Below are 15,492 nucleotides of genomic sequence, written 5' to 3' on the forward strand. Positions count from 1 at the left end.
GGAGAGAAATTTTTGTGGATCAGACGATCTGATGCTTTACTTGAATACAAATAGCCAATGGAAAGTTCGTAGCTCTCTTCTGGACAAGAATTATTCTACTCATCCTTGCGATTTAGGATTCGTTGTGCTGCTGACCGCCATCGCCCTGTTCCTCTTCATTACCCTCGTATATGCTCTTCCTTACTTCGTTAAACTCTGTTTCGTATTGGTTCATGTAGCCTTCCTTTTCTAGCATGACAGACATTTTTTTGGCGATCCCGTCCATCTCTACCGTGGAACGCTCGATGTGTTCGATGTAGAGATCACTCTCTTCTTTGCTGTGCGTGAATTTGAGCAAGTTTAGCAATCCTAAAATACGTGATAGTGGTGCTCTCAGTAGGTGAGAGTTCATGAAGGATTGCTGTGCCAGTAGCCAGTTTTGTTCTTTGGTGTAGTCTAGATATTCTACCTCCAACGCACGTTTCTCCTTCTTGAGGACATTCATTCTGTCACCAAGCGCAAATGCGAACAACACCGCTTCGATAGCAAAACCATAAAAGAATGACTGCTCTACGAAATCAGTATAAGGGATGATGCCGTTGGTGGATAAAATGAAAAGTACCATGCCAGCTATGGCAAATAGCCAACCCAAAACATAATAATGTGCATGTTCGATGCGCCCTTTGATCCATACATACAATCCCGAAAACCAAAGACTAAGATTGAATACTAATGAGGTTGTAGAGACGATTTTGGCCATGATACCCACATGAAACCACCTGGATACGTCTAGTAATGGAACGATCACGACCAAAATGAAAGTGAGTAGTATGATCCATACCCGAAATCGTGGGGCGGTGTTTTTGAGATCCAAATAGAGAATCGCGAATATGGCGCCTGTGAGGTAGCCAATGCCTGTCCAAACGGTATAGAAAGGGTTGCCCTGCCACATCCACTCCTCACTGAAGAGAACGTACCCATTATGAAACGGAACAGCATAGGTTACAAACAGCAAGTAGAGTAGGTAGGGTAGGAATACGATATCGCGAGTGGATAGGAACAGAAATACGTTGTAGATGAATATACATAACATGAAACCGATGAATATCAATGGAATCGTGTCCTTGTGCAGTTGGTAATGACTCATCGTAGAGAGATCCCCAGTCTTTAGGATATAGTTGCGGTGTCTGCGTGCAGCTAGGCGTAGTAGTAGCAAGTCATCGTTGAGCTTGTCTGGTAGCGGGATGGCTACAGTTCGGAATGGCAGACCATCGGGTCGTGTATCACTTCTAAGATGATCAAAGTGAAAATAGGGTTGGTATTGACCCACAGTATCTAGAGTGTATAAGGTAGCTCTCCAGATGGTAGACTCACTGCCAGGACTGAGGTACTGGCGGGCTTGGTCAGTTAAGGGACGTCTAAAGGCGAGCCAAACCACAGAGTCTTTGATAGGTAGGTTGATTATTTCGCGATTCACTGGTTGGAATTTTCCCTCTGCGAACATCTTCACTACCGTATCTATTGGCAAATCAGCAGCAGTATCTACGAGCAGATAAGTTGGTGTGATGCGGCCAAGAGTATCTTTACCTGTAGCATCATGGGCAAACGTGTCCTGAGCGGTTAACCCAATACCTAGACATAATACGATGACCTTTACGAATCTCAAGATATTCCTCACGATTTGGTTTATAAACTTAATGTCAAACACATACAAAACGACCAGTGGCCAAAGTATGCTAGGGATTATGGCAGGTGTTGTTTGTCAGGTAGTTATAGTGTTCTGGATTGATTCTATCCTGACGAGAGCAAATCTAGGAGAGACGATGGCAACTGGCAAATCTTTTCAGCGAGAAGATTTGAGCTTAGCGCTTCTTTCGAGAACAGTAATGCTTGCTACTTTATCAACTTGTGCTAGTTTTGGCATTTGATTACGACATACAAATCATGGATATAGGAGCAATGATAGATAAGCTCTCTGGGGATCTCGGAGACAAGGCATACGAAGTATCAGATTCGCTCGCTCGAATCGGTACCCAAGAGGTGTTGGAGGCCATGATCGTACTACTCAAAAATGCCAACCCAGAATCACGCTACATGGCAGCCCGTACGCTGGGGCTGATGGAGGATAATGAAGGAGGACTAGCAGCAGTCTTTGAGGCGATCAAAGACCAGGAGAATCAAAATCAAGTAGGAGAGTTGCTATCTGTATTAGAAGGCTTTGACGTCAGCGAATACTATGTAGCGCTTTTCAAGCTTTATCTATTTGGTAATTTTAAGGTATCGATGATTGCCAAGGATCTGTTGGATCACAAAGATTTTGATATCACCCATCGTGTCATCAAAAAGGCTACCAAGCACTGGAATCACTATAGCAACAATGTCAAACATGACGAACTCTATGAGCTCAAAAAGATAGAAGTAGAGGAGATATTCGATGATCTCAGTGATTTTCTAGATGACAAACAGGTGATGTAAGGAAGGGGGGAGTGTAGCATATACTCTGCAACCCGTAAGGCTGATGACAAGGAAAAACAGCAGTATACTACTATTCTTATCCAGTGATCAAAGAAGTTGACAGTACCGAGACGGCTTGCTATATTTATGCAGATTAAAAAGAATCGTAGGGATTGTCATTCCCAATGGGTCATATATGCGTATCAGATTAATTGCTATCGAAGTATGTTCAATAGAATAAAGTTTAGAGAGTTGAGTGATGATGATATCGATAAATTATTTGAAATTTATTCAGATAAGGATGCGATGAAATACAGAGTTAGTCAACCGATGGGTAGTCTTGATGATGCTGCTAGGTTTGTGGAAAATCAGAGGTTACAAGAAGGCAACATACTAACGATCAGAAAGGGAGTCGAATTGAAAAAAAACAAGACCCTAATAGGAACTTCAATGTACAGATATGATAATCGTAGAAAAGAGGAGTGTGAAATAGGTTACTCAATAGGTCGTGCATTTTGGGGAGATGGTTTGGGACAGGAAATTGTAAAAAAAATGGTTGAAATGTTAGCCTTGAATGAAAAAAATAGGATAGTGACGGCTTGGTGTAGTAAAGAGAATAAAGCTTCAATCAAAGTTTTAGAAAAAAACGACTTTTGCCTTATGGATCAAGATATAAGTGGTTATAATTTTTGTTATCAAAAAAGAATAGAATGAATCCCGAGGTAGATGCATTTTTTGGGAAGGCCAAGCAGTGGCATAAAGAACTGGAGCAGTTGCGCAGGATCGTGCTGGACTGTGGGTTGATTGAGGAGCTGAAGTGGAGGGTGCCCTGCTATACGATCCCTGTTGGTGGGAAAGGGAGTAATGTCGTTTTGATCCACGGATTTAAGGAGTACTGTGCGCTCAATTTCTTTAAGGGAGCACTGTTGCAGGATGCTGAGGGTATACTGGTACAGCAGACGGAGAATGTCCAGTCTGGTCGTCAGATTCGGTTTAGTACGCTGGACGAGATTGTGGAGCAAGAGGCTACTTTGAAAGCCTATATCTACGAAGCAGTAGAAGTGGAAAGAGCTGGACTAAAAGTAGCACCACGCAAGAAAGAACCGCTAGACCTACCTGAAGAGTTTGAAAACAAACTGAAGAACAATGCTGCGCTCAAAGAAGCATTCGAAGCATTAACACCAGGACGCCAAAGGGCCTACAATCTTTACTTTTCGGCAGCCAAGCAGTCCAAAACACGAGAAACACGTGTTGACAAATACACCCAGCGCATTCTCAATGGATTTGGTCTCAATGACTGTGTATGTGGGCTATCCAAAAGAATGCCGAACTGTGACGGGTCGCATAAGCAAGCCAAGTAGGTGCTGTCTTATTCGTTTGGTGTGTTCAGTAGAGGTCTGGTATAAGTATGTTAAAATAATCACAGAATTTTTTAAGTTCGATAGATCAAAATATTGATTTTAGAAACTATCTATGTTCCGATTAATGAAGGAACAATGGATTGGTAGGTGTGATATCGGTATGACCGTTGACCTCTGAGGACTGTAGCCTTTCGTAATTTGAATACCATGGAATCAGACAAGAAACGTATCATTGAGATCAGTGATCAGTTGCAGGCCGCTTCTAGTTCGGTGCGCATTCTCCGTAATATAGCCTGGGATCAGGAGGTGAAAGATCAGTTTTTCAAAGCCAAAGCCACGCGTCTACCTGTAGTGAGCTATGATCATTACGATCCAGCAGCGGTATTGGCGCAGATCAAGGCGATCCGCGAATTGATCGATCCGAGCATTCAGACGCATCGATGGGCTGCTAAGATAGCTGACAAGGTCGAGTATAGTGCTTTGCTACTGAGTAGCCGAGGCACATCAGATTTTTACAAGTATTCCGAGCTACTTTATGGGCAGCCTTCAACCCCGTTGAAGAATATCGGTCATACGACTTTGGAGTTGGCGCAGCATTTTGAGACGATGTTTGACCGAGTCAAAGGTGTGGATTTGGGTGCACCACTGGAAGCGCACTTTTCAGCTGAGGATTTAGCGGACGAGATGAAGCGCGTCGTGGCAGATAAGTTTGGAGACATGGCACCAGAGATCGTGATGGATGCCAGCCTCGCCTCTAATGCCCTCGCAGGTAGGAGAAGAGTAAGTATTCGTCCCAGTGCCCACTTCACGGACAAGGATATCGAACAGTTGATTCATCATGAACTGTTCGTGCATGTAGCGACCTCCCTCAACGGCCACATGCAACCGCTGAAAATATTAGGAGAAGGGCACCCAGGGACGACCAAGACCCAAGAAGGTCTGGCAGTGTTTGCGGAGTTTATTACTGGATCGATTGATTTGTACCGTGTGAGACGATTGTCCGACCGTGTGATAGGGATACAGATGGCCATTGATGGTGCAGATTTTATGGAGGTGTATCGGTACTTTTTGGGGACGATCGATAACCCTGATCAGTCATTTGAGAGTGCCAAGCGCGTCTTTCGTGGAGGAGTAGTGACGGGTGGAGCACCTTTCACGAAGGATATCGTCTACCTGGAAGGCTTCATTACGGTACACAAGTTTCTCCGAGATGTAGTACGCAAAGGTAAATGGGAGTATTTGGATTTACTGTTTGCTGGCAAACTTGACATTTCGGACTTACCAGCTTTGCATCAGCTCTCTGAGATGGGCTTGATCAACAAACCGATTTTTACGCCTCCATGGATCGCAGACAAGCGCTTTTTACTCACACACTTGAGTTACGCCTCGTTCCTCTATGGTTTGGGAGGAATGAAATGAAAAAAGTAAGATGTTGATCAATAGCGGTTAGTTTCGAAGGATGTTGCTCAAAGGTCTGTGGCACACAGACCTTATTTTAGATAGTTGGATATTAATTCATTTTACTTATTTAAACCTCACATAAGGAGATAGATAAAATTTAGAGTCTGATAACCTAGAATTTTGATTCCAAGGTAAACCTGTATTCATCCTGTTTTACCTAAGGTCTAGGTATATTTGTGATCGATTTGTTTCTATAACCCCGAAGAAAATGACCCATTGCCCGTGCTGTTCGAGAAAGCTATTTAGCGAATGTTGCGAACCCATCATCTCTGACCAATCTGCTCCTACAGCACTGGCGTTGATGCGATCGCGCTACAGTGCCTATAGTATAGGTGCCGCAGAATACCTCGTAGCAACGACTCATTCGCGTACTCGGTCGCAGTATCAAGTCGATGACATCCGTCAGTGGTCCGAGTCCAACCATTGGACAAAACTGGAGATCATTAGTGTAGAACATGGTCGGGTCATGGATAGTCGCGGCGTAGTGGAGTTCAAAGCGCATTTTAGAGATGCCAAAGGAATCGAACAGGTGCACCATGAGCGTTCGGTGTTCCTCAAAGAAGGCACGCAATGGTTTTACCTCGAAGGTAAAATAAACCCGCAGGCCGTAGACCTGACAAAGAAGATTTCTCGAAACGATCCTTGTCTCTGTGGTAGTGGCAAGAAGTATAAAAAATGCTGCGCTTGATGTCTTTGCTGTCTCATGATAACCCTACTAAATTGATCCCCTGCCTATGAAAGTCTGTATCGCTGAGAAACCAAGTGTCGCCAGAGAGATCGCTCATGTGATCGGTGCAAAGGATCGCCACGAGGGCTATTTCGAAGGAAATGGCTATCAGGTGACATGGACTTTTGGGCACTTCTGCACGCTGTATCCCCCGGAGGATTACAAACCCCACTGGAAGCGTTGGGACTTGAATACATTACCGATGTTGCCAGAGCGATTCGAGACCAAAGTGATGGATGATACGGGAGTTAAGAAACAGTTTAGGGTGATCAAACAACTGCTGGACAAGGCAGATACTGTGATCAACTGTGGTGATGCAGGGCAAGAAGGGGAGTTAATCCAACGATGGGTGATCAAGGAGGCGCAGTTCGAAGGAGAGGTGCAGCGGCTATGGATCTCGTCACTAACGACAGAGGCGATTCGCGCAGGCTTTGAGCAACTCAAGCCCGCGGAGGAATTTGATAATCTCTACTATGCAGGCAGTTCGCGTGCGATAGGGGACTGGCTCTTGGGTATGAATGCCACGCGACTCTATACGCTCAAGTATGGAGGGTTCAAACAAGTACTGTCCATCGGCCGGGTACAGACGCCTACTCTCGCCATGCTAGTGAATCGCCACTATGAAATTGAAAACTTCCAGCCCAAGCCTTACTGGGAGTTACAGACAGTCTACCGGGAGACCAAGTTTAACAACACGACAGGTAAGTTTCATACTAAGGAAGATGGTGAGAAGCTCCTGAACCAGATCAGTGGCAAGGACCTACAGATCACTGCCATCGAGCGAAAAGACGGTAAGGAGTATGCCCCCAAGCTCTTTGATCTGACGAGTGTGCAAGTCTATTGCAATAGCAAGTTTGGCTTTACAGCAGAATCTACGCTGAAGATGGTGCAGTCCCTCTACGAGATGAAAGTGGTGACCTATCCGAGGGTCGATACAACTTTTTTGCCCAACGACATGTATCCTAAGATCACGGGGATTCTGCAGGGGCTCACGAATTATGCGCAGTACACGGGTTCACTCATAGGGCATAAGATACGCAAGTCTCCCAAGGTTTTCAATGACAACAAAGTCACCGATCACCACGCCATCATTCCTACGGGCGAAGAGAAACCACTGAGTGCAGATCAGCAGAAAGTCTATGACATCATCGTCCGTCGATTTATAGCGGTTTTCTATCCTGATTGTAAAGTAGCCAAGACTCAGGTCGATGCAGCGGTCGAAAAGGTCACTTTTGTGGCGAGAGGAAAAGAGATATTAGAAGAAGGCTGGCGTGTATTGTTTCCAAAAGAGAAAAAAAGCAAGGAGGACGAGGACGGAAAAGAAGAGGAGGAAGAAAGCATCCTGCCGACGTTTGAACAAGGGGAGCAGGGACCACACGAGCCTTCTTTTATTGAGAAGACGACCAAACCACCGAAGAATTATACGGAAGCCTCATTACTAAGAGCTATGGAGACAGCGGGCAAGCAGGTGGAGGATGATGAGCTCCGTGATCTGATGAAGGCCAACGGGATCGGGCGTCCCTCGACGCGTGCCAATATCATAGAGACACTGTTTCGGCGCAAGTACACCGAGCGTCGAAAGAAGCAAGTCGTACCAACCGTAATGGGCATCCAGCTGATCGATACGATTCAAAACGAACTTCTCAAATCCGCCGAGCTCACAGGTCTATGGGAGAAGCAACTCAAGGAAATTGAACAAGGCGAGTATAGTGCGGGTCAGTTCATCATCAACATGAAAAAGATGGTGGATGAACTGGTGTATGAAGTGCGCATGGAGACAGGTAAGCCTCGACTCGCTACTGAGTCAGAGGCTAAAGCACAGAAAAAAACAACGGCTGCTGCAGCGAAGACAGGTCTGGTGGGGATGACTTGCCCCAAATGTAAGCAGGGACGCATCCTCAAAGGCAAGCAGTTTTATGGCTGTAGTGCTTTCAAGGCGGGGTGTGATTTGAGACTGCCGTTTAAGTATCTGGACAAAAAGCTGACAGAAAAGCAGTTGCAGCGACTGGTAGAGAAGAAAGTGACAACTAAACTCAAAGGATTTGTACTAGAGGGAGAGAAAGTAGATGGCATCATCAAACTCACCGATACATTCGAATTGACTTTCGAAAACAAAGCACCTGTGTCTCTGAAACCCAAACAGGAAGCCATGCCTCCTTGTCCCAAATGTAAGAAGGGAACCCTCATCAAAGGACAAACAGCCTATGGCTGTAGTCGCTGGAAGGAAGGCTGTGATTTTCGCTTTGCTTTCGGAGACATCAAGACCCAAGCCAACGGCCGAAAACTCACCAAAGAACTGGTCATAGAGATTATCCAGCAGTGATTAGGGTTCTTTATCCATAAAAAAAGCTCCTTGTATGGGGATACAAAGAGCCTTGATTAGCATGATCATGGGAAGATCATTGTGCTAATACTGTTGTTATTTGAGTTCTGTAACGAAATCTTCTTTCGCTGTTCGAACTTTTTTCATGTTGACCAACCAGTCATTTTCTTCATCTCTATAGCCCAGCGCGAGAATCAATGCGCTTTTCAACCCTAGCTTATCTAACTCCAGCAGCTCATCTACTTTAGGAGGCAAGAAACCTTCCATAGGTGTGGCGTCTACTTTTTGTTCAGCAGCAGCAGCGATTGCCAGCCCAAAAGATATGTAAGCTTGTTTAGCAGCATGTTGCGCTTGCCACGCTTGACCTAGCGGCTCGTATAGTCCCCAGATATTCTTTCGATAGTCGTCCATGGTCTCATGCGGTAGCCCTCTTTCGTCTAGCGTTTTGTCGAAAACCGATTTGATTTTTTCTTCTGTATATCCATCCCATGCGGCAAACACCAGAACATGCGAAGCATCGATGATTTGACTCTGATCCCATGCGACAGTTTTTATTTTCTCCTGTAGGGCTTTGTTAGATATCACGAATACTTGATAGGGTTGCAATCCTGACGAAGAGGGTGCTAGTCTAGCGGCCTCCAGTATGTAGTCCAGTTTTTCTTTTGGTACGGTATTCCCGTTCATTTTTTTAGTAGCATATCGCCACTGTAGGTCTTCTATTAAACTCATTGTAGTTGTTTTATGATTTTTGAGCAAACTTAGTTAAGTTTACTATACTTTAGTAAGTAGTGTACAGGGTTATAGTACTATACTTTGTTATAGTTTGTTTCATTAATTTTTGATTTATGGAAGCTAGAAAGATAAAAGAGGCTGATAATCAATCAGTAAAGCCTCAGGAAAAAACACACAGTGGCTGTGTGGGGATTATACAGCCTGTACAGGATGCGTTGTATGTGTTGAGTGGGAAATGGAAGTTGCCCATTATCATTTCATTGACATTTGGAAACAAACGCTTTGGTGAGATGTCCAAAGAAATCCCAAAAATCACTGACAGGATGCTATCCAAAGAGCTTAGAGAACTAGAGATGAACCAACTGGTCAAACGTACCGTCTACGACTCCATCCCAGTAGTCGTAGAGTACTCGCTCACGGACTATGGCAAAACCCTTAATCCTGCCATAGAGGAACTGTACAAATGGGGCAAAGCACACCGCCAAAGAATCATGGGGAAGGGGTGATGGAACATTTAGCGCCGTGGAGTTGAAAGGCGTATCTAAAAACTCACCAAAGCTTCGACTGACTTAGTCAAACAATCCAGCCGACCACCGTCACCGTTACAAAGTACAGCTTCCCAGTTCATGTGCCTTGTATTTGTCCGATTATACAATGAATCTAAATTCTTCTCCATCGAATTGCAAATATTATGGGAAATCGGCACGCTTTACAAAAGCGTGCTAGGGGACACTGGTGATTTATGATAATTACGAATAAAACACCTTCTTGAAAGGTTAATTTCATATTGAATTATATTAGTTTAGACGATTATGTCAGGATCCCGAAGCACCATGATTTCTAGGCTTGAAAATATAAGTGAGTACAAAACAATATGACCGTAAAAAGAATTAAAAAGCACTTTTTGATTGTTTCCAGAAGACTAAATCAAAAGGCTGAATTGAGAAGGATAGCAAAGCACCAAAATCAAACTTTGGAGAAAGTTTTGACTTCCTTTTTGACTGTCAAGCACAGGAAGATTGATCATGAAGATCAGAGTGCATTTGAACATTGTGAAAATTACAGAAGCACACTTTTTGATGACAAAACGGAAGTGTCCTACGATATATTTGGTCTTGATAAGACCGCACGAGTAATGGAAATTTGTAAAAATGCTCCGTCGAGTAAAAGATGGTGCGAGTTTTTGTACTTTATCATTAAAAATACGAGTGCACCTATTTGCCTAGAGATCGGTACAAACCTAGGTGTGTCTGGATCTTATATCCTTGAGGCAATGAAGCATAAGGAGGCAAGTAAATTTGTGACCATGGAGGGCCTTCCTCAGTTGTGCACTATTTCGTCTAAACAATTTTCCAGTATCGTACCTGCTTCTAAATTTGAAGTAAAACAAGGATTATATGATCAGACATTCCCTGAACTTTTAAAAGAGAACATCAATTTTAACATCCTATTTATAGACGGTAATCACAAGAAAAAACCTACTCTTGAGTATTTTGAGCAACTAAAATCTAACGTGAGTTCGCCAGCTATATTCATTTTTGATGATATCAACTGGAGTGACGAAATGAAAGAAGCCTGGGAGATAATCAAGAAAGATCCAGAGGTGAATTATACTTTGGATCTGTACGAACAGGGGATTGTAATCATCGACAAAAACGAATCAGAGAAGAATGTCGATTTTAGCCTTCACCTAGCGTACTAACCAGTTCTACGGATACGCTTCTGCAAATGTGACTGAGTGGATTGATGGACTTGAACTCTGATAATTAATCTAGTGATATGGCTATTCCTTATACAGTAGTATGAAGCGATCAACTCATGATAGGTTAGGTCAAATGTATGTTAGTTACTTAAAATGATTATTTATAGATGGTTTGAAATGTATGTTTAAACATATTTTTCATAATCTTCGTAAGATTGAAAAAGCAACATTGTACAGGGAACAGATGAAGACAGAGAAGAAGATAGGAATGATGGTGATGATGACGATGATTTTGGTATGGGGAGCCAGTTGTCATAGGCAGGAATATTCAAGGAATTATGTGTCGGCCGATTCTGCAGATTTTCAGCATTATAAAAAGGAGGCGAGTAATAGACCTTCACCGCCTGCTCGTGCGGATCAGATGTTAGGGGATACGCATGTGTATATCACCTATAGTCAACCAGGCGTCAAGGACAGAGACATCTGGGGTGACTTGGTCAAGTATAACAAAATATGGAGAACAGGAGCGAATGAGGCCACTGTATTCTCTACTGATAAAGCCCTTGAGATTGAGGGGCAGTCACTACCAGCGGGGGATTATGCCTTGTACACGATACCGTCGGACTCTAGTACGTGGGAGGTGATCTTGAATAGAAAGTATGATGTTTGGGGTGCCTATGACTATGAAAAAGAGCTGGATGCTCTGCGGTTTACCGTGACCACTTCTAAAGTGAAAGAACTTCAAGAAAGGATGAATTTCGAAATAGCTCTGGATGGCCAAGTAACCTTTGCTTGGGAGTATCTCCGTTTCAGTTTTGCTGTCAAGCCAGCATGATCAATTTATGATCCCCTAATAATGGTTGACAATATCGCTTTAGTGTATGTTGTTTTAGCTTTTGCCAATCTCATTATAAGTTGTTCTTACAAAGCGTGCTGCAAGGTTAGTCGGTATTAATATCGGCTATAAATCCGATATAGGTTAATATCGGTTCTATATCCGATATGTTTGGGTATCGGTTTATAATCCGATATCTTTAGGATATGAAAAGCACAAAGGCGGTCATCACTGGTGATATTATTAACTCTCGAGCAGGAGATACTTCAGAATGGCTTATCCCACTCAAATCAGCATTGACTCATTATGGACGATCTCCACAGCAGTGGGAGATATATAGAGGAGATAGCTTTCAGCTTATTTTACCCCCCGAGCAGGCACTTTTAGCGGCTATTCATATCAAGGCCAGTGTCAGGCAGAGCAAAGCACATGACGTACGTATGGCGATAGGGCTAGGGGATCAAGACCACACAGCCGAGAAAATCACAGAATCTAATGGGACAGCTTTTGTACGATCGGGGGAGTGTTTTGAGTCTCTGAAAAAACAGACACTCGCTATTCGCTCCAGCCATGATGTGCTGAACGAACCGATCAATTTGATGCTGAGTCTGGCACTGTTGACTGCCAACCACTGGAGTGCTACCGTAGCAGGAGTGGTGACGACAGTATTGATGCACACTGATAAGAATCAGATTGAGATAGCAGAGCGCTTAGGAAAATCCCAGAGTAGTGTGAGCGAGGCACTCAAACGAGGAGGATTCGAAGAGATCATGCAGCTCAATGCGTATTATCAATCCAAACTTAGCCAACTATGATTGTATTTGCACTTCAACTCTTGATCGCCCACGTTATAGGGGATTTTGTATGCCAACCGAATGCATGGGTGCTCGACAAAATCGCCAAAGGGCACAAGTCTCGATATCTATATATACATCTAGCGGTGCATATCGTGGCATTAGCTGTGCTGCTGCAGATGGATTATTGGCCAGTGCTATTGATTATCGGAGGGAGTCACGGGCTGATCGATGTGGCCAAGCTACGATTGATGAACCACGTGAACCATCTATGGTTATTTGTATGGGATCAGTTGGCACACCTGACGGTCATTGCAGCAACCGTACTTGCATACTATCCTGTTCAGATCAATTGGACTGAAGTATATTCTACTCACTTATTGCTGCTGGTGCTGGCATTGCTCATGCTCACGTCGGTCGTCTCTGTGGTGATGAAACAGGTGATGAGTCGCTGGTCATTAGATGAGGATGACGCGACGGATTCTCTCGCAGAGGCAGGCAAATACATCGGGATACTAGAGCGGTTATTCGTCTTTGGGTTTATCATCCTAGATCAGTGGCAGGCGATAGGTCTCTTGATAGCTGCCAAGTCGGTGTTTCGTTTTAGCGATCTGTCACGTGCCAAGGACAGGAAACTCACGGAATATATCTTGATCGGAACTTTATTGAGTTTTGGCTTATCCATTGTGATCGGGTTGGCATATCAGTATGCGGGCGCTTATTGGATGAAATAAAGGGTGATCTCCCTCCACAAGAAATAAACTTTTGACCTCTGAATAGAAAAGATGAAAAAAACACGAGCCGCTATATCAACCGGTCCAATGAACTCTACAGCACCTGGCTCACTGATATTCGTCGGAGAGCAGAAAATGGAGCACCCCATCATACGAATGATCCAATATGATACCGAATCATATCATGAATATGAACTAGACGAAATCGACAAGGTGTTTGAGCGAATGAATCTCAATCAAAAAAACTGGATAAACATCGACGGACTCCACGACGAAAAAGTGGTAGAGCAGGTTGGTAAACAGTTGAATCTAGACCCACTAATGCTAGAGGATATTTTGGATACTTCACAGCGACCGAAATGCGAGATTTACAATGGACACTTGTATTTGGTACTACGGATGATACGCTATGACGAGCATCAGGATGTCACGACATCAGAGCAGTTTAGTATGGTGCTAGGAGAGAACTACCTCTTTACCTTTCAGGAGGTAGAAGGGGATGTGCTGGACTCTGTCCGGGACCGCATACGTCAGGAGATGACAAGAATACGTACTCGGACGATTGGCTATCTTGCGTATGCCCTCATCGATACAATTGTGGATAATTATATCTACTCTATTGAGCAGTTTGGGGTACGTATCGAAGAGATTGATCAAGAAGTTTTGGTCAATCCCAAAAAGGAGATTTTGGAGCAAATCAACTACTATAAGAAGCAAGTCAATTATCTACGAAAGGTCATTCGCCCAGTGCGCGAGGCAGTGTTTCAATTTGACAAATCAGAGTTTGTTGACAAGGAAAACAAGAACTTCCTCAAGGATCTATTTGATCACGTGACCATAGCAACAGAGTCGATAGAGACCTATCGCGAGCTACTCAACGAACAGCTCAGTGTCTACCATACCAATATGTCTAACAAACTGAATGAGATCATGAGACTCCTCACGATCTATTCGGTTATATTTATTCCGCTGACATTCATGGTTGGAGTATACGGAATGAATTTTAAGTACTTCCCAGAACTCAACTACAGATATGCTTATCCCGTATTTTGGGGTGTCATGATCATGCTATCTGTTACTATGATCGTGTATTTCAAAAGAAAGAAATGGCTTTAGTGAAATGAAATAGGGATACAGTATTACCTTACAAAGTTCTTTTTCAATCACCTAAAAAGTAAAAAGAGATGAATCTATTTAGTAGAAAGTTTCGCCCCACAGAAGAGGCCGAGCCAGGGAGACCCAAAGAGGTCAAACAGATATTGGAGGAGCAGATAGATATGAGTATGAAGGAGTTTAATCGCTCTAGCTCAGGGCTGTTCATGTCGGCGTTTACTGCTGGACTAGAGATCGGTTTTAGTGTCTTGTTCATGGGGACAGTGTTTACGATGTTTGGCGATTTGGTAAGTCCTGAGGTGCTCAAAATCATGCTGGCCATGTGCTACCCTCTTGGTTTTATTTTTGTAATCATAGGTCGGTCGGAGCTGTTTACGGAGCATACTGCACTGGCGATATTGCCCGTTTTGAACGGGTCGATCAAATTGAAATTTATCTTCAAACTTTGGGGGCTGGTGTATTCAGGTAACCTGATTGGAGGATTTATATTTAGTCTACTGATCGCTAAAATCGGTCCTGCGGTAGGGTTCATCGATGAACCCGTATTTTACCATCTAGCCCATGAAATGACTGACTACCACTGGGAGGTGATATTACTCAGTGCTTTGCTGGCAGGCTGGATGATGGGGCTACTGGGTTGGCTGGTGACTTCCTCTCAGGAGACGATTAGTAGGATTCTGATGATCGGGATGGTGACGTCTATCATTGGTATGGCGGGACTGCATCATTGTATCGTTGGGTCTATCGAGGTGTTCTCAGGGATGATTACCAGTGAGGATATTACTTTTATGGATTATCTCAAATTTCAGTTTTGGGCTACCGTAGGCAATGCAATTGGAGGGACGGTTTTCGTGGCAGTACTCAAGTTTAGCCATGTTCGATTCAACTCATAATTGCATCCCTCTGGCATTCCTATTACCTTTAGGTGTATGAATGTATTGATAGTAGACGATGAGGAAGATATAGGTTTGATGGTGTCCATGTTTTTAAAAAAGAAGGGAATATCGGTAGATTATGCAGATCGTATTACCAAAGCCAAGAATATGATCCAAGCGCATGCGTATGAAGTTTATTTCCTGGATTTGAATCTGCCTGATGGAACGGGGTTTGACTTGATGGATGATATTAGGAATGCATCTGAGGGAGCTAAAGTGATCATTATTAGCGCCTATGATGGTGTGGTGGAGACACGGCGAGCTGCAGAGATGAACATAGATCATTTCATCAAAAAGCCATTTACAAAGAAACAGATTATAGATGCGGTCAACGCATAAACG

Annotated in this window: 16 protein-coding genes; 14 read left to right on the forward strand and 2 right to left on the reverse strand. The window is 43.7% G+C overall.

The window, feature by feature from the left end:
• Window positions 1-112: 112 nt before the first annotated feature.
• Window positions 113-1,645, reverse strand: coding sequence for a 7TM diverse intracellular signaling domain-containing protein (locus tag BGP76_RS05085; RefSeq protein WP_147407376.1), 1,533 nt, complete (start codon window positions 1,643-1,645; stop codon window positions 113-115).
• 251 nt (window positions 1,646-1,896) lie between these two features.
• Here BGP76_RS05085 and BGP76_RS05090 point away from each other — a divergent pair, with 251 nt between their 5' ends.
• The 6 genes from BGP76_RS05090 to BGP76_RS05115 all read left to right on the forward strand — a co-directional run bounded on the left by BGP76_RS05090 (window position 1,897) and on the right by BGP76_RS05115 (window position 8,305).
• Window positions 1,897-2,454, forward strand: coding sequence for a HEAT repeat domain-containing protein (locus BGP76_RS05090; protein WP_147407377.1), 558 nt, complete (start codon window positions 1,897-1,899; stop codon window positions 2,452-2,454).
• 204 nt (window positions 2,455-2,658) lie between these two features.
• Window positions 2,659-3,147 (forward strand): GNAT family N-acetyltransferase, encoded by a 489-nt coding sequence (locus BGP76_RS05095; protein WP_158584062.1) that lies wholly within the window; start codon window positions 2,659-2,661, stop codon window positions 3,145-3,147.
• Entirely contained in the window at window positions 3,144-3,794 is a 651-nt protein-coding gene (locus BGP76_RS05100; protein WP_119843848.1) for a DUF1801 domain-containing protein, read from the forward strand. Before BGP76_RS05095 ends, BGP76_RS05100 begins: the two co-directional genes overlap by 4 nt.
• Before the next feature lie 207 nt (window positions 3,795-4,001).
• A complete protein-coding gene (locus BGP76_RS05105) occupies window positions 4,002-5,213 on the forward strand; it encodes a flavohemoglobin expression-modulating QEGLA motif protein (RefSeq protein ID WP_119843849.1) in 1,212 nt (403 codons plus the stop codon).
• 250 nt (window positions 5,214-5,463) lie between these two features.
• Window positions 5,464-5,943 carry a YchJ family protein gene (locus BGP76_RS05110; protein WP_119843850.1) on the forward strand — a complete coding sequence of 160 codons (480 nt, stop codon included), beginning with the start codon at window positions 5,464-5,466 and terminating at the stop codon, window positions 5,941-5,943.
• A 46-nt stretch (window positions 5,944-5,989) separates the two neighbouring features.
• Window positions 5,990-8,305 (forward strand): type IA DNA topoisomerase, encoded by a 2,316-nt coding sequence (locus BGP76_RS05115; RefSeq protein WP_119843851.1) that lies wholly within the window; start codon window positions 5,990-5,992, stop codon window positions 8,303-8,305.
• Window positions 8,306-8,401: 96 nt separating this feature from the next.
• Here the strand turns inward: BGP76_RS05115 and BGP76_RS05120 are convergent, their stop codons facing one another.
• A complete protein-coding gene (locus BGP76_RS05120; protein ID WP_073118681.1) occupies window positions 8,402-9,034 on the reverse strand; it encodes an NAD(P)H-dependent oxidoreductase in 633 nt (210 codons plus the stop codon).
• A 116-nt stretch (window positions 9,035-9,150) separates the two neighbouring features.
• Here BGP76_RS05120 and BGP76_RS05125 point away from each other — a divergent pair, with 116 nt between their 5' ends.
• The 8 genes from BGP76_RS05125 (at window position 9,151) to BGP76_RS05160 (ending at window position 15,489) form a co-directional block, all read left to right on the forward strand.
• On the forward strand, window positions 9,151-9,543 hold the full coding sequence (locus BGP76_RS05125; protein ID WP_119843852.1) for a helix-turn-helix domain-containing protein: 393 nt from the start codon (window positions 9,151-9,153) through the stop codon (window positions 9,541-9,543).
• Window positions 9,544-10,010: 467 nt separating this feature from the next.
• Window positions 10,011-10,739, forward strand: a complete 729-nt coding sequence (locus BGP76_RS05130; protein ID WP_158584064.1) for an O-methyltransferase — start codon at window positions 10,011-10,013, stop codon at window positions 10,737-10,739.
• Between the two features lie 244 nt (window positions 10,740-10,983).
• Entirely contained in the window at window positions 10,984-11,574 is a 591-nt protein-coding gene (locus BGP76_RS05135; RefSeq protein ID WP_158584066.1) for a DUF2911 domain-containing protein, read from the forward strand.
• 206 nt (window positions 11,575-11,780) lie between these two features.
• Window positions 11,781-12,389: a transcriptional regulator gene (locus tag BGP76_RS05140; RefSeq protein WP_119843855.1), complete on the forward strand. Its 609-nt coding sequence runs from the start codon at window positions 11,781-11,783 to the stop codon at window positions 12,387-12,389.
• Complete coding sequence (locus BGP76_RS05145) at window positions 12,386-13,102, forward strand: DUF3307 domain-containing protein (RefSeq protein WP_119843856.1); 717 nt, start codon at window positions 12,386-12,388, stop codon at window positions 13,100-13,102. The genes BGP76_RS05140 and BGP76_RS05145 overlap by 4 nt, the downstream gene beginning before the upstream one ends.
• Before the next feature lie 51 nt (window positions 13,103-13,153).
• Window positions 13,154-14,218: a magnesium/cobalt transporter CorA gene (gene corA / locus BGP76_RS05150; RefSeq protein ID WP_119843857.1), complete on the forward strand. Its 1,065-nt coding sequence runs from the start codon at window positions 13,154-13,156 to the stop codon at window positions 14,216-14,218.
• Window positions 14,219-14,286: 68 nt separating this feature from the next.
• The gene (locus BGP76_RS05155) at window positions 14,287-15,108 is read left to right on the forward strand and encodes a formate/nitrite transporter family protein (protein WP_119843858.1); all 822 of its coding nucleotides are present in this window, start codon (window positions 14,287-14,289) and stop codon (window positions 15,106-15,108) included.
• A 36-nt stretch (window positions 15,109-15,144) separates the two neighbouring features.
• Window positions 15,145-15,489 (forward strand): response regulator, encoded by a 345-nt coding sequence (locus tag BGP76_RS05160; RefSeq protein WP_119843859.1) that lies wholly within the window; start codon window positions 15,145-15,147, stop codon window positions 15,487-15,489.
• Window positions 15,490-15,492: the final 3 nt, after the last annotated feature.

The sequence above is a fragment of the Reichenbachiella sp. MSK19-1 genome (assembly GCF_003590315.1).
GTDB lineage: Bacteria > Bacteroidota > Bacteroidia > Cytophagales > Cyclobacteriaceae > Reichenbachiella > Reichenbachiella agariperforans.

Bases quoted from the DNA above. Each gene is read 5' to 3' on its own strand.
- BGP76_RS05160 (WP_119843859.1), top strand. From the start codon at position 15,145: ATGAATGTATTGATAGTAGACGATGAGGAAGATATAGGTTTGATGGTG.
- BGP76_RS05105 (WP_119843849.1), top strand. From the start codon at position 4,002: ATGGAATCAGACAAGAAACGTATCATTGAGATCAGTGATCAGTTGCAG.
- BGP76_RS05115 (WP_119843851.1), top strand. From the start codon at position 5,990: ATGAAAGTCTGTATCGCTGAGAAACCAAGTGTCGCCAGAGAGATCGCT.
- BGP76_RS05125 (WP_119843852.1), top strand. From the start codon at position 9,151: ATGGAAGCTAGAAAGATAAAAGAGGCTGATAATCAATCAGTAAAGCCT.
- BGP76_RS05120 (WP_073118681.1), bottom strand. From the start codon at position 9,034: ATGAGTTTAATAGAAGACCTACAGTGGCGATATGCTACTAAAAAAATG.
- BGP76_RS05095 (WP_158584062.1), top strand. From the start codon at position 2,659: ATGTTCAATAGAATAAAGTTTAGAGAGTTGAGTGATGATGATATCGAT.
- BGP76_RS05145 (WP_119843856.1), top strand. From the start codon at position 12,386: ATGATTGTATTTGCACTTCAACTCTTGATCGCCCACGTTATAGGGGAT.
- corA (WP_119843857.1), top strand. From the start codon at position 13,154: ATGAAAAAAACACGAGCCGCTATATCAACCGGTCCAATGAACTCTACA.
- BGP76_RS05155 (WP_119843858.1), top strand. From the start codon at position 14,287: ATGAATCTATTTAGTAGAAAGTTTCGCCCCACAGAAGAGGCCGAGCCA.
- BGP76_RS05100 (WP_119843848.1), top strand. From the start codon at position 3,144: ATGAATCCCGAGGTAGATGCATTTTTTGGGAAGGCCAAGCAGTGGCAT.
- BGP76_RS05140 (WP_119843855.1), top strand. From the start codon at position 11,781: ATGAAAAGCACAAAGGCGGTCATCACTGGTGATATTATTAACTCTCGA.
- BGP76_RS05110 (WP_119843850.1), top strand. From the start codon at position 5,464: ATGACCCATTGCCCGTGCTGTTCGAGAAAGCTATTTAGCGAATGTTGC.
- BGP76_RS05135 (WP_158584066.1), top strand. From the start codon at position 10,984: ATGAAGACAGAGAAGAAGATAGGAATGATGGTGATGATGACGATGATT.